The 14,693-nt window shown below is 60.1% G+C and carries 10 protein-coding genes; 9 read left to right on the top strand and 1 reads right to left on the bottom strand.

Going from position 1 to position 14,693, the window contains the following annotated elements:
* The first annotated feature begins 168 nt into the window (after positions 1 to 168).
* The 3 genes from JFT86_RS09155 to choV all read left to right on the top strand — a co-directional run bounded on the left by JFT86_RS09155 (position 169) and on the right by choV (position 3,203).
* Complete coding sequence (locus JFT86_RS09155; protein ID WP_201236498.1) at positions 169 to 1,116, top strand: choline ABC transporter substrate-binding protein; 948 nt, start codon at positions 169 to 171, stop codon at positions 1,114 to 1,116.
* A gap of 66 nt (positions 1,117 to 1,182) precedes the next feature.
* On the top strand, positions 1,183 to 2,028 hold the full coding sequence (gene choW / locus JFT86_RS09150; RefSeq protein ID WP_007962645.1) for a choline ABC transporter permease subunit: 846 nt from the start codon (positions 1,183 to 1,185) through the stop codon (positions 2,026 to 2,028).
* Entirely contained in the window at positions 2,025 to 3,203 is a 1,179-nt protein-coding gene (choV, locus tag JFT86_RS09145) for a choline ABC transporter ATP-binding protein (protein WP_016772804.1), read from the top strand. Before choW ends, choV begins: the two co-directional genes overlap by 4 nt.
* A 253-nt stretch (positions 3,204 to 3,456) precedes the next feature.
* Here choV and betT read toward each other — a convergent pair whose 3' ends face one another.
* Complete coding sequence (betT, locus tag JFT86_RS09140) at positions 3,457 to 5,454, bottom strand: choline BCCT transporter BetT (protein WP_201236497.1); 1,998 nt, start codon at positions 5,452 to 5,454, stop codon at positions 3,457 to 3,459.
* A gap of 426 nt (positions 5,455 to 5,880) precedes the next feature.
* Here betT and betI point away from each other — a divergent pair, with 426 nt between their 5' ends.
* The 6 genes from betI (at position 5,881) to mdtD (ending at position 14,682) form a co-directional block, all read left to right on the top strand.
* Positions 5,881 to 6,474 carry a transcriptional regulator BetI gene (gene betI / locus JFT86_RS09135; protein WP_053124587.1) on the top strand — a complete coding sequence of 198 codons (594 nt, stop codon included), beginning with the start codon at positions 5,881 to 5,883 and terminating at the stop codon, positions 6,472 to 6,474.
* 88 nt (positions 6,475 to 6,562) lie between these two features.
* Positions 6,563 to 8,035 (top strand): betaine-aldehyde dehydrogenase, encoded by a 1,473-nt coding sequence (betB, locus tag JFT86_RS09130; protein ID WP_201236496.1) that lies wholly within the window; start codon positions 6,563 to 6,565, stop codon positions 8,033 to 8,035.
* 266 nt (positions 8,036 to 8,301) lie between these two features.
* Positions 8,302 to 10,005 (top strand): choline dehydrogenase, encoded by a 1,704-nt coding sequence (betA, locus tag JFT86_RS09125; RefSeq protein WP_201236495.1) that lies wholly within the window; start codon positions 8,302 to 8,304, stop codon positions 10,003 to 10,005.
* Positions 10,006 to 10,273: 268 nt separating this feature from the next.
* Positions 10,274 to 11,716: a TldD/PmbA family protein gene (locus tag JFT86_RS09120; protein WP_201236494.1), complete on the top strand. Its 1,443-nt coding sequence runs from the start codon at positions 10,274 to 10,276 to the stop codon at positions 11,714 to 11,716.
* On the top strand, positions 11,716 to 13,053 hold the full coding sequence (locus JFT86_RS09115) for a TldD/PmbA family protein (RefSeq protein ID WP_201236493.1): 1,338 nt from the start codon (positions 11,716 to 11,718) through the stop codon (positions 13,051 to 13,053). Before JFT86_RS09120 ends, JFT86_RS09115 begins: the two co-directional genes overlap by 1 nt.
* Before the next feature lie 201 nt (positions 13,054 to 13,254).
* Positions 13,255 to 14,682, top strand: a complete 1,428-nt coding sequence (mdtD, locus tag JFT86_RS09110; protein ID WP_201236492.1) for a multidrug transporter subunit MdtD — start codon at positions 13,255 to 13,257, stop codon at positions 14,680 to 14,682.
* Positions 14,683 to 14,693: the final 11 nt, after the last annotated feature.

The following is a 14,693-nucleotide window of genomic DNA, read 5'->3' as shown; positions in this document are numbered from 1 at the left end:
GATACGACTCCCCCTGTAGGCGTCAGATTTTCACTGGTACATGATCGTTATGACTCGATTGCAAGGCGCCGTGGTAGAGCTGTCTCCAGAACGCCATCCAACCGCAACCTATAAGTGCGGTGGTCCACAGTCGGAACACTGCCAAAAAAAACACCAAGGAGTCCATCCATGAAAGGTTCCCCGTCGTTGTTGTTGGCCGCCATGCTGAGTCTGCCGTTACTGGCGCAAGCTGCAGAACCGGCACAGTGCAGTACCGTTAACTTCTCCGATGTCGGCTGGACCGACATCACCGCAACTACCGCGACCACCTCCGTTGTCCTCAACGCCCTCGGCTACAAGACCAAGACCACCATGATCTCCGTGCCGGTGACCTACAAGTCGCTGGCCGACGGCAAGAACATGGACGTGTTCCTCGGTAACTGGATGCCGACCATGGAGAACGACATCAAGGCCTACCGCGACGCCGGCACCGTGGAAACCGTGCGCACCAACCTCAAGGGTGCCAAGTACACCCTCGCCGTGCCGCAAGCGCTGTATGACAAAGGTCTGCACGACTTCGCCGACATCGCCAAATTCAAGAAAGAACTCGACGGCAAGATCTACGGCATCGAGCCTGGCAACGATGGCAACCGTCTGATCCAGAGCATGATCGACAAAGACGCCTTCGGCTTGAAAACCGCCGGTTTCAAAGTCGTCGAATCCTCCGAAGCGGGCATGCTTTCGCAGGTTGACCGGGCGCAGAAACGCGACACCGCCGTGGTCTTCCTCGGCTGGGCGCCGCACCCGATGAACAAGCGCTTCAAGATCCAGTACCTGACCGGTGGCGACGACTTCTTCGGCCCTGATTTCGGTGCTGCGACCGTGGCCACCAACACCCGCAAGGGTTACGCCGAGGAGTGCAGCAACGTCGGTCAGTTGCTGAAGAACCTCGAGTTCAACGTCGACATGGAAAGTGAACTGATGGGCAACATCCTCGACGACAAGATGAAGCCTGACGCGGCCGCCAAGGCCTGGCTGAAAAAGAATCCACAGGTGCTCGATACCTGGCTCGCTGGCGTGACCACCATTGACGGTAAACCTGGCCTGGAGGCCGTGAAAGCCAAGCTTGCACAGTAATCGCTTATGCCGGGTGAGCTAGCTCACCCGGGCTGTTTATTTCCTTGCATGCGGACGTTCACTACCATGCTGATTGATCAGAAAATACCTTTAGGCCAGTACATCGCGGGCTTCGTTGAATGGTTGACGCAACACGGCGCCAGCACTTTCGACGCAATCGCCGTGACCCTGGAAACGATGATCCACGGCGTGACGTTTGCGCTCACCTGGTTCAACCCTTTTGTCTTGATCGGCCTCATTGCCCTGCTCGCCCATTTCATCCAGCGCAAATGGGGCCTGACTGTTTTTGTGATTGCCTCCTTCCTGCTGATCCTCAATCTGGGGTACTGGCAGGAAACCATGGAAACCCTCGCCCAGGTCATGTTCGCGACCCTGGTCTGCGTGGTCATCGGCGTGCCGCTGGGCATCGTCGCCGCGCACAAGCCGATGTTCTACACTTTAATGCGTCCGGTACTCGATCTGATGCAGACCGTACCGACCTTCGTTTACCTCATTCCTACCCTGACCCTCTTCGGGCTGGGTGTGGTGCCGGGCCTGATCTCCACGGTGGTGTTCGCCATCGCAGCGCCGATCCGCCTGACCTACCTGGGCATCCGCGATGTCCCGCAAGAACTGATGGACGCCGGCAAGGCCTTCGGCTGCTCGCGTCGCCAATTGCTCTCACGGATCGAACTGCCTCACGCCATGCCGAGCATCGCGGCCGGCATCACCCAGTGCATCATGCTGTCGCTGTCGATGGTGGTGATCGCGGCACTGGTGGGCGCCGACGGACTTGGCAAACCGGTGGTCAACGCACTGAACACTGCTGATATCGCCCTGGGCTTCGAAGCGGGCCTGGCGATCGTACTGCTGGCGATCATGCTCGACCGTATCTGCAAACAACCCGACGCCAAAGTAGGGGGTGACGCATGAGCATAATTCGCTTCGAAGACGTTGACGTAATCTTCTCCAAGGACCCACGCGAGGCGCTCAAGCTGCTGGACCAGGGCATGACGCGCAACGAGATCCTGAAGAAGACCGGACAGATTGTCGGTGTGGAAAAAGCCACGCTGGACATCAACAAAGGCGAGATCTGCGTACTGATGGGCTTGTCCGGTTCCGGCAAGTCGAGCCTGCTGCGCTGCATCAACGGCCTCAACACCGTGAGCCGTGGCAAGCTGTTCGTCGAGCATGAAAACCGCCAGATCGACATCGCTTCGTGCACCCCGGCCGAGCTGAAAATGATGCGCACCAAGCGCATCGCCATGGTGTTCCAGAAGTTCGCCCTGATGCCGTGGCTGACGGTGCGCGAGAACATCAGTTTCGGTCTGGAAATGCAGGGCCGTCCGGAGAAGGAACGCAAGAAACTGGTCGATGAAAAACTCGAACTGGTCGGCCTGACGCAATGGCGCAACAAGAAACCCGACGAACTCTCGGGCGGCATGCAGCAGCGTGTGGGCCTGGCGCGGGCGCTGGCGATGGACGCCGACATTCTGTTGATGGACGAACCGTTCTCCGCGCTCGACCCGCTCATCCGTCAGGGCTTGCAGGATGAACTGCTGGAACTGCAGCGCAAGCTGAGCAAGACCATCGTCTTCGTGAGCCATGACCTTGATGAAGCACTGAAGCTCGGTAGCCGCATCGCGATCATGAAGGACGGCCGGATCATTCAATACAGCGTGCCGGAAGAGATCGTGCTGAACCCGGCGGATGACTATGTGCGTACCTTCGTCGCCCACACCAATCCGCTCAACGTGCTGTGCGGTCGCAGCCTGATGCGTACGCTGGACAAGTGCAAACGCATCAACGGTTCGGTGTGCCTCGATCCGGGTGGCGATTCGTGGCTGGACCTGGCTGAAGGCAACACCATCAAGGGTGCGCGGCAGAACGGTTCGGTGCTGAACCTGCAAAACTGGGCGCCGGGACAGGCGGTGGAAGGGCTGGAGCGCAAGCCGACGCTGGTGGACTCGAATATCGGTATGCGTGACGCATTGCAGATTCGTTATCAGACCGGCAACAAACTGGTGCTGCACGATAACAATCATGTGGTGGGGATTTTGGGCGACAGTGAGCTGTATCACGCGTTGCTGGGCAAGAACCTGGGCTAACAACCCCAGACACAAAAACGCCGCGAGAGGATCGCGGCGTTTTTGTTAGTACAGATTATTTAGCTGTAAACACAGGACCTGTGGTGAGGGGATTTATCCCCGATGGGCTGCGGAGCAGTCCCCAGCCGGCAACTGCGATATCCGAATAAATCGCAATCGCAGGTTTCAGGGCTGCTTCGCAGCCCATCGGGGATAAATCCCCTCACCACAAAGGTTCAGCGGTGCAGCTGACTGCACCGCCGACCCTCAAGGTTTAGCTATACACCCGGCCAAGGAGTTGCCGATGGCTTTCAAACTGATCGAGCACATCCCGCGTGATCTGATCCTGCGTGAAGCCCATCAGGTCGTAATCCTGGCTGCCGTTGTGCAGATACACTTCGGCGCGGTAGTAACGCTGGCGCGCTTCATCGGACTGGGCCGATTCGGTCGGGGTCGCCAGATAGCCGTCCAGGCTCACTTCGTAAACGAAAGGGTTGCCCTCTTCCATCTCGACGCGTACGCCCATGCAACGCTTGGATTTGCCCAGCAGCGTCTGCACTTCCAGACCCTGTGCACGCATCTGCGCGGTGGCATCTTCCAGCGCCGGGCTGACCTGCTTGTCCATGAAACGCTGCACCACCGATTGGCTCGGTTGCAGATCCAGCTGAGTCAAACGCTCGCTGAAACCACGACGACCGCGCTCAGCCAGTTGCGCTTGCTCCTGTTCGATCTGCACGTCTTGGCGCATCGCCTTGTGCAGGCCGAACATGAAGAACACCAGCACCACCGAGAACGGCAGACCGGCCAGTACCACCATGGTTTGCATGGCTTCGAAGTTACCGGCGAACAACAGGCCGATGGTCACCAGGGTGATCACGACCGACCAGAAGATCCGCAGCCAGTGCGGCGCATCTTCGTCGACGTTGCCGCCCTTGCAGGACAGATTCGCCATCATTACCGCGCCGGAGTCGGCCGGGGTCAGGAACAGCACGAAGCCAACAAAGATCGACACACCGATGACGATTTTCGACGCCGGGTAGTGTTCAAGCAATTGATAGATCGCCATCGACGGCTGTTCCAGTGCCGTCTTGCCAAGCTCGACCGCGCCCTGGTTCATCACCAGATCCAGTGCCGAGTTACCGAAGATCGACAGCCAGGCCAAGGTGAAGCCCAGCGGAATCAGCAGCACACCGGCGACCAGTTCACGCACGGTACGACCACGGGAAATACGCGCGATGAACATGCCTACGAATGGCGCCCAGGAAATCCACCACGCCCAGTAGAACAGAGTCCACAGACCCATCCAGCGTTCGGTTTTCTCGGCGCTGCCTTCATACACATAAAGGTCGAAGGTTTTCAGCACGATGCCGTTGAGGTAGTCACCGATGTTCTGCACGAAGCCGTTGAGCAGGTGCAGGGTCGGGCCGAACAGCAGGACGAAAATCAGCAGACCGCTGAACAGCACGATGTTCAGGTTGGACAGACGACGGATGCCGTTTTCCACGCCGGACACGGCAGCGATGGTCGCCACGGTGCTCATCACGATGATCACGATCAGCAGGTTGGTGTTGCTGTGTTCCATGCCGAACAGGTTTTCCAGGCCCGACGACACTTGCAGCGAACCGATCCCCAGGTTGGTCACCAGACCCAACAGGGTCACGAACATGCCGAAGCCGTCCACCGCGTGACCGGCAGCGCCCTTGACCCAACGCTCGCCGACCAGCGGATACAGCGCCGAACGCAGCGCCAGCGGCTGGTTATGACGGTAAGCAAAGTAGGCAACGGCCAGACCGACCAGTGCGTAAATCGCCCAGCCGTGCAGGCCCCAGTGCAGGAACGTCAGTTGTACAGCCTGACGCGCGGCCATGTTGGTGGCCGATGCGCCTTCCGGCGGATTGAAGTAGTGATCCAGCGGCTCGGACGCGCCGAAGTACAGCAGCGAAATACCGATACCCGACGAGAACAGCATCCCCGCCCAGGCGCCGTAACTGAAATCCGGGGTGTCGTCCTTGCTGCCCAGTTTGAGTTTGCCGTACGAGGAAAACGCCAGGCCCACCACAAACACCAGGTAGGCGGCGATCACCACCATGTAGTACCAGCCGAAGCTGCGCGACAACCAGGCCTGAGCGATACCCAACAATCTGCCGGCCTCTTGCGGGGCGATGATCAGAATGGCGGTCAACAACAGAATCAGCGCGGTAGAGGTGTAAAACACCCAACCGTTGACCGTCACCTTCTCGGGCGGGGTCTTTATAAGCGAGGCAGAACTCATGGCACGAATGCTCCAGGCAGTGCGAGAGAAGAACACAAGGCAACACGGAACCCGACCAATCGGTTAGTTGGCAGCCGACCGGCGGGTGATATAAAGACACCCCGAAAAAAGCCCGAACCTGCCGAAATGGCGCTGCGAATCGCTTTCGTGGCCGAGGTCTGGACGTTCATCCGAAACCTGGCCCTGAGCGTCTTGCCCTTTCAACACGTCCATCGAATCGCGAACCGCGCCATGCCCCACGCAGGTTTCAAGCATTTTCGGATGTCGGTTTTATCGCCACTTACACGTAGGAAAAATCTGTAGGCAGCGACGATTTGTCGCAGATCTTATTCTTTGTTGATTGAACGTTCAATCAAAACAAAATAGACTGGCCCTCAATCCGATAGGCGTCATTCGCCCCTCGGAAGGCCTAAGGAGATGTGCAAGATGCCCAAGGTCGGTATGCAACCCATCCGCCGCCAACAACTGATCGAAGCCACTTTGCAGGCGGTCGATCAGGTCGGAATGGGGGACGCCAGCATTGCGCTGATCGCCCGTTTGGCCGGTGTCTCGAATGGCATCATCAGTCACTACTTTCAGGACAAGAACGGCCTGATTGCCGCCACGATGCGGTATCTGATGAGCGTCCTCAGCGAGAACGTCACCCTGCGCCGCCAAGCGCTGGCAGATGACAGCCCACGGGCGCATCTGCAGGTGATCATCGAAGGCAACTTCGACGCCAGCCAGGTCAATGGCCCGGCAATGAAAACCTGGCTGGCCTTCTGGGCCACCAGCATGCACCAGCCGTCTTTGCACAGGTTGCAGCGGATCAACGATCACCGTCTGTATTCCAACCTGTGCTGCGAGTTCCGCCGTGTGTTGCCGCTCGAAGATGCGCGCACCGCAGCGCGTGGACTGGCAGCGTTGATTGACGGCTTGTGGTTGCGCGGCGCGCTGTCGGGAGACGCTTTCGACACTGCGCAGGCGCAACAGATCGCTTACGAATACATGGATTTCCAATTGGCCAAGAAGGTGAGCTAGAGCACACAGAAAACGCTCGGCCCCTCACTGCCTCCGCAGCTTCATCGCGGCGGTCAACGCCAACCACTAATGCACTTGCGAGGACACTATGGCCCGTTTCGAACTGCAAAAACTTTACATCGATGGCGCGTACTCCGACGCCGGCAGCGATGCCACCTTCGAAGCCATCAACCCGGCTAACGGTGAAGTCCTCGCACTGGTGCAACGTGCGACCAAGGAAGACGTCGAGCGCGCAGTCGTCAGCGCTGAAAAAGGCCAGAAGATCTGGGCTGCGATGACCGCCATGGAGCGTTCGCGCATCCTGCGTCGTGCCGTCGACATACTGCGCGAGCGCAACGATGAACTGGCTGCTCTGGAAACCCTGGACACCGGTAAATCCTTCTCCGAAACCAAGTACGTCGACATCGTTACCGGCGCCGACGTGCTGGAATACTACGCAGGCCTGGTACCCGCCATCGAAGGCGAGCAGATCCCGCTGCGTGACACTTCTTTCGTTTACACCCGTCGCGAGCCGCTGGGCGTGGTGGCCGGTATCGGCGCGTGGAACTACCCGATCCAGATCGCTCTGTGGAAATCCGCTCCAGCCCTGGCGGCCGGTAACGCGATGATCTTCAAGCCAAGCGAAGTCACCTCGCTGACCACCCTGAAACTGGCCGAGATCTACACCGAAGCCGGCGTGCCAAACGGCGTGTTCAACGTGCTGACCGGCAGCGGCCGTGAAGTCGGCACCTGGCTGACCGAGCACCCGCGCATCGAAAAAATCTCCTTCACCGGCGGCACCGACACCGGCAAAAAGGTCATGGCCAGCGCTTCGGCTTCGTCGCTGAAAGACGTGACAATGGAACTGGGCGGCAAGTCCCCGCTGATCATCTGCGACGACGCCGATCTCGATCGCGCGGCCGACACCGCGATGATGGCCAACTTCTACAGCTCCGGTCAGGTCTGCACCAACGGCACTCGCGTGTTCGTACCGGCACACCTGAAAGCCGCTTTCGAAGCCAAGATCGTTGAGCGCGTTGCACGCATTCGCGTAGGCAACCCGGAAGACGAAAACACCAACTTCGGCCCGCTGGTCAGCTTCCCGCACATGGAAAGCGTGTTGGGTTACATCGCCAAGGGTAAAGAAGAAGGCGCCCGCGTGCTGTGCGGCGGCAACCGTCTGACCGAAGGCGAATTCGCCAAAGGCGCATTCGTGGCGCCGACCGTGTTCACCGACTGCACCGACGACATGACCATCGTCCGTGAAGAAATCTTTGGCCCGGTCATGGCCATCCTCTCCTACGAAACCGAAGAAGAAGTGATCCGCCGCGCCAACGACACCGACTTCGGCCTGGCCGCCGGTATCGTCACCAAAGACCTGAACCGCGCACACCGCGTGATTCATCAACTGGAAGCCGGTATCTGCTGGATCAACGCCTGGGGCGAGTCCGACGCAAAAATGCCGGTGGGCGGTTACAAGCAGTCGGGTGTTGGCCGTGAAAACGGCATCAGCTCGCTGAACAACTTCACTCGCATCAAATCGGTACAGGTCGAGCTGGGCGATTACGTCTCGGTTTTCTGATCGGACCCAGAGTCTGGATGGGGCCTTTGTGGCGAGGGGATTTAGCGAAACGTCGCACCGCCCCGATGGGCTGCAAAGCAGCCCCCTCCCGACACTGCAAATATCCAGACAGAACCCAGTCGCTGACTTTACGACTGCTGCGCAGCCGGTCGGGGATAAATCCCCTCACCACAGGGGTTTTTCTCCACAGGGAGCTTTCTCCTAATCACAGGCTTTGCAGCGTCCCGGCGATCTCGACCTGACCAACTTCAAAGAGGGTGCATCTAATGTCCCAAGAATTCGATTACATCATCATCGGTGCCGGCTCGGCCGGTAACACCCTGGCGACCCGTCTGACTGAAGACGCCGGCGTCACCGTTCTGCTGCTCGAAGCCGGCGGCCCGGACTACCGTTTCGACTTCCGCACACAAATGCCGGCCGCACTGGCGTTCCCGCTGCAAGGTCGTCGCTACAACTGGGCTTACGAAACCGACGCCGAGCCACACATGGACGGCCGCCGGATGGAATGCGGTCGCGGCAAAGGCCTCGGCGGTTCCTCGCTGATCAACGGCATGTGCTACATCCGTGGCAACGCGATGGACTACGACGGCTGGGCGAAACTGCCAGGTCTGGAAGACTGGTCGTACCTGGACTGCCTGCCGTACTTCCGCAAAGCGGAAACCCGCGACATCGGCCCGAACGACTACCACGGTGGCGAAGGTCCGGTCAGCGTGACCACGCCGAAGGCTGGCAACAACCCGCTGTTCCACGCCATGGTTGAAGCCGGCGTACAGGCCGGTTACCCGCGCACCGAAGACTTGAACGGTTACCAGCAGGAAGGCTTCGGCCCGATGGACCGCACCGTGACGCCGAAAGGTCGTCGTGCTTCCACCGCCCGTGGCTACCTCGACACCGCTAAAAAGCGTTCGACCCTGACCATCGTCACCCACGCCCTGACCGACAAGATCCTGTTCGAAGGCAAGCGTGCCGTCGGCGTGCGTTACCTGGTCGGCGACGCTGAAGAGCGCGTTGAAGTCAAAGCACGCAAAGAAGTCCTGCTGTGCTCCGGCGCCATCGCCTCGCCGCAGATTCTGCAACGTTCCGGTGTCGGCCCTGCCGAACTGCTGAACAAGCTCGACATCCCGGTCGTTCACGATCTGCCGGGCGTGGGTGAAAACCTGCAGGATCACCTCGAGCTGTACCTGCAATACGCCTGCACTCAGCCAGTTTCGCTATACCCGTCGCTGCTCTGGTACAACCAGCCGGCCATCGGTGCCGAATGGTTGTTCAACGGCACCGGCATCGGCGCCAGCAACCAGTTCGAAGCCGGCGGTTTCATCCGTACTCGCGAAGAGTTCGAATGGCCAAATATCCAGTACCACTTCCTGCCGGTAGCGATTAACTACAACGGCAGCAACGGTGTGAAAGAGCACGGTTTCCAGGCGCACATGGGCTCCATGCGTTCGCCGAGCCGTGGTCGCATCCAGGCCAAGTCGAAAGACCCGCGCCAGCACCCGAGCATCCTGTTCAACTACATGGCCACCGAGCAGGACTGGCAGGAATTCCGTGACGGCATCCGCCTGACCCGTGAAATCATGCAACAACCTGCACTGGACGCCTTCCGTGGCCGCGAAATCAGCCCGGGCATCGACGTGCAAACCGATGAGCAGTTGGACAAGTTCATCCGCGAACACGCCGAGACCGCGTTCCACCCGTCCTGCTCGTGCAAGATGGGCACCGACGCGATGGCCGTAGTGGATGGCGAAGGTCGCGTGCACGGCATGCAGAACCTGCGAGTGGTCGATGCCTCGATCATGCCGATCATCACCACCGGTAACCTGAACGCCCCGACGATCATGATGGCCGAGAAAATCGCCGACAAGATCCGTGGTCGCAAGCCTTTGCCACGCAGCACCGCGGCTTACTACGTCGCTGGCGATGCGCCGGTGAAGGGCAAGCCAATGCGTGATATCACGCCTGTTGCTCAGTAATTCAGCAACACCGCGTCACGGCTGATCGCGAGCAGGCTCGCTCCTACGGTTGATTTGTGATCAACACAGATCCCCTGTAGGAGTGAGCCTGCTCGCGATGACGCCCTAAAAATCAACTTCCCCTCCCCCGCTGCACAGTAAATCCTCCTACACCCCCTCTTCACTTGATCCTACCCCGACGCAGGCCTACTCTAGACCTCGCGCAACCGTTTCACCCCTCCCCGCCGAATCGCTCCGCACCGCTACTCCATTACAAGGAGGTTCCCGAATGTTCGATTTCCACCCCCAGCTCAAGCAGCGCTTCGCCGCCTTGCGCACGGGCGCCGAGTTTTTTTCCCTGCGGTATGTACGCGAATCCGGCCAGTACCTGTCGGTACGCAAGAACGTCGCCGAGCCACCAAGCCTGAGCCGTGACGAAGGGGCAATGCTCACCGTTCGCGTCAATGGCGTTGAGGCCTACGCCGCGACCAACGATCTGTCGCAACAAGGCCTGCAAGCCGCCCTTGAACGCGCCGAGTTGCAGGCCCGCCGGCTCAAGCCACACGCGCTGCTCGACCTGCGCGATCAGCCGGTGTCCAGCGATCGCGCTGACTACTTTTCACCCAATCTCGAACAACCCTTCCCGTCCCTGAGCGAATGCTTCGAGCTGCTCGGCGCGGAGTCCGCCTCGGTGCCAAAGGATGAGCGCCTGGTGAATTGGGAGGTGAGCATCGGTATCACCCACGTCGAACAGATCTACCTGAGCAGCGCCGGTGCCGAATTGCGCCAGGCACAGCGCTTCGTCTACCCAGGCCTCGACGTCACCGCCTACGACGGCAACGACAGCCAGACCCGCAGCCTCGGCCGCGAGAACTTCGGCCAACAGGGCGGCGCTGACGTGATCAGTCGTTGCGGTCTGGTTGGCGCTGGCCCGCAAGTCGCCGATCAGGCCCTGCAATTGCTGCTCGCCCCGAACACCCCGCAAGGCCCGCGCGACCTGCTGCTGATGCCCGATCAGATGATGCTGCAGATCCACGAATCCATCGGTCACCCGCTGGAGCTCGACCGGATTCTTGGCGACGAGCGCAATTACGCCGGCACCAGTTTCGTCAAGGCGTCTGATTTCGGCAGCCTGCAATATGGCTCGAAACTGCTCAACGTGACCTTCGATCCGGGCATTCCCGAAGAACTCGCCAGCTACGGCCATGACGACGACGGTACTCAGGCCAGCAAACAATTCCTGATCCGCGAAGGCCTGTTGCTGCGTCCATTGGGCGGTGCGCTGTCGCAATTTCGCGCCGGCATGGATGGCGTCGCCAACAGCCGCGCCTGCGGCTGGAACCGTGCACCGATCGACCGCATGGCCAACCTCAATATCGAACCGGGCGACCAGCCACTCGATCAGTTGATCAAAGGCATCGAGCACGGCATTTTGATGAGCACCAACCGCTCATGGTCGATTGACGACGCGCGCAACAAATTCCAGTTCGGCTGCGAATGGGGCCAGTTGATCGAAAACGGCGAACTCAAAGGTGTGGTGAAAAACCCCAATTACCGGGCAATTTCCGCGCACTTCTGGAAGAGCCTGCGCGCCGTCGGCGACGCCAACACCGTCAAGGTGCTGGGCACGCCGAACTGCGGCAAAGGCGAACCGAACCAGGTGATCCGCGTCGGCCACGCTTCGCCGGCCTGCGTATTCAGCAACGTTGATGTGTTTGGGGGAGACGCCTGATGAGCATTTCGAAGAGTCAGTCCGACGCCTTCAAGACCATGGTCAACTGGCTGCGCGACAGCGTGCGCGAGCCGGAACAGTTCACCCTCAGCTATGCCGCCGAGTCCTCGGCCTTCGTCCGTTTCAACCATGCCAAGGTGCGTCAGGCCGGGCAGGTGCAGCAGGCCAACATCGTCCTGAAACTGATCAACGACGGCCGCCACGCCGACCTGCAAGTCACCCTGTCCGGTGACCAGGAAGGCGATCTGCAACGGCTCGCCGAAGGCTTGCAACAACTGCGCGAAACCCTGCCGCTGCTGCCGCAGGATCCGTATCTGTTGCTCAACCACAATGGCTGGCAGAGCAACAACGTGCAGGAGCATCCGCTGCCGGATACCGAGCAAGTGGTAGACGAAATCTGCGCCGCCGCCGAAGGTCTGGACCTGGTGGGCTTCTATGCCGCCGGCCCGATCAGCCGTGGTTTCGCCAGTTCTTCAGGCGCATTCGGCTGGCATCAGGCGAACAGCTTCAACTTCGACTTCAGCCTGTTCCACGAGAACGGCGAGGCCGTGAAGGCCAGTTACGCCGGACACGACTGGAGCAGCGAAGGGTTCGCCAAACGCTTCCAGCAGGCTCGCGAGCAATTGGAATTCCTCGGTCGGCCGCTGCGCACATTAGCGCCTGGACAATACCGCGCGTACCTGGCACCGGCGGCGCTCGAAGAAATCATGGGCATGCTGAGCTGGGGCGGTTTCTCGGCGCAGTCGATCGCCAGCAAAAGCAGCCCGTTGCAGAAGCTGTATGTCGGCGATCAGGCATTCAGCCCATTGGTGTCGCTGGATGAGAAAGTCAGCGAATCCCTGAGCCCGGCGTTTTCCGGCGAAGGTTATCCACGCAGCGATCTGCGCCTGATCGTCGAGGGCAAGGCTGGCGATCAACTGGTCGGCTCACGCAGTGCCGCCGAATACGGCCTGACAGCCAACGGCGCCAGCGGCGGGGAATCGCCGAGTGCGATGAACATGGCGGCGGGTGACCTGTCGCAAGAAGAGATCCTCAAGCAGTTGGGCACCGGGCTGTACATCAGCAACCTGTGGTACCTGAACTTCTCGGATCAACCGGCGGCGCGCATGACCGGCATGACTCGGTTTGCAACCTTCTGGGTCGAAAATGGCAAGATTCAGGCACCCGTCAGCACCATGCGCTTTGACGATAGCGCTTACAGCCTGCTCGGTTCGCAGCTGGAAGCGTTGACGGCCGAGCGCGAGTTGCTGCTGTCGGCGAGTACGTATAGCCAGCGCAATACCTCCTCGGCGCTGCTGCCGGGGGCACTGGTCAGCCGACTGACTCTTACCTTGTAAATGAAAACTCCAGCACACCCATGGGTCAGGTGCTGGAGTGGACCCTGTGGCGAGGGGATTTATCCCCGATGGGTCGCGTAGCGGCCCCGCTTTTAAAATCAAATGCAGGGGACTGCTGCGCAGTCCATCGGGGATAAATCCCCTCGCCACAGGGTTTCATGCACGACAAGCCATTTGGATTAACCACCCATTAGAGGTTCCATGCCCACTCGCCCGCCTCTCGACGCCATCACCGCCCGCTGGTTGCCGTGGGTCGTCGCCATTGCGTTCTTCATGCAGTCCCTCGACGGGACCATCCTCAACACCGCCCTGCCGGCCATGGCCCGCGACCTGGCTGAAGACCCGTTGCGCATGCAGGGTGTGGTCATCTCCTACATGCTCACCGTGGCGTTGTTGATCCCCGCCTCCGGGTGGATCGCCGACCGCTTCGGCACCAAAAAAATCTTCTTCGGTGCGATCCTCCTGTTCAGCTTCGGCTCGCTGCTCTGCGCGTTGTCGAGCAGCCTGACCATGCTGGTCGGCGCCCGAGTCATTCAGGGTCTGGGCGGCGCACTGATGTTGCCGGTCGGGCGACTGGTGGTATTGCGTGCTTACCCAAGATCGGAGCTGGTGCGGATCATGGGTTTCATCACCATTCCCGGCCTGCTCGGTCCGTTGATCGGCCCGACCATGGGCGGCTGGATGGTCGAATACCTGACGTGGCACTGGATCTTCCTGATCAACCTGCCGGTCGGTGTCATCGGTTGCTACGCAGTGTGGAAATTCATCCCCGACCTGCGCGGCACCGAACGCACGCGCTTCGATAGTTTGGGTTTCCTGTTGTTCGGCGCGGCGATGATTCTGATCACCATCGCCATGGAAGGGCTCGGCGAATTGCACTTGCCGCACCTGCGGGTGATGTTGCTGTTGTTCGGCGGCATGGCCTGTCTGGCGGCGTACTGGTTGCGCGCCGGGCACATCGAAAACCCGCTGTTCGCACCGTCGTTGTTCAAGACGCGAACCTTTGCCGTCGGCATTCTCGGCAACCTGTTCGCGCGTCTGGGCAGCGGCGCCCTGCCGTTTCTGGTGCCGCTGCTGCTGCAAGTGGCGCTGGGTTATTCACCCTCGCAAGCGGGGATGAGCATGCTGCCGCTGGCCGCTGCGGCGATGGTCGCCAAGTGGGTGGCGCGACCGCTGATCGAACGTCTCGGTTATCGCATCGTGCTGACCGGTAATACGTTGGCGCTGGGGATCATGCTGGCGAGCATGGGCTTGGTCAGCGAGCAGACGCCGTATTGGTTGCTGCTGTGCCTGCTGGCGGTTCTGGGGGCGATCAACTCGCTGCAATTTACGGCGATGAACACCGTGACCCTGATCGATCTGGATGACGCCAGCGCCAGCAGTGGCAACAGCTTGCTCTCGGTGGTGGCGCAGTTGTCGTTGAGCCTCGGCGTTGCCTGTGCCGGTGCTTTGCTCGGAGGCTTCACGGCGGAGATCGGCAACGACGGCGTCGAGACCGTGCTGGGTGCGTTCCAGCTGACGTTCGTCACAGTCGGGATCATGGCCATGCTGGCGGCGACAATTTTCTCGCAACTGTCGAAAGAAGACGGCCGCCGCGCCAAACGCCCGGAAGAGCACATCGAACACTGATCTATGGCGAG

The sequence above is a fragment of the Pseudomonas sp. TH06 genome (assembly GCF_016651305.1).
In the GTDB taxonomy this organism is placed as follows: Bacteria; Pseudomonadota; Gammaproteobacteria; order Pseudomonadales; family Pseudomonadaceae; genus Aquipseudomonas.
This window is presented reverse-complemented; position numbering and strand designations above follow the sequence as displayed.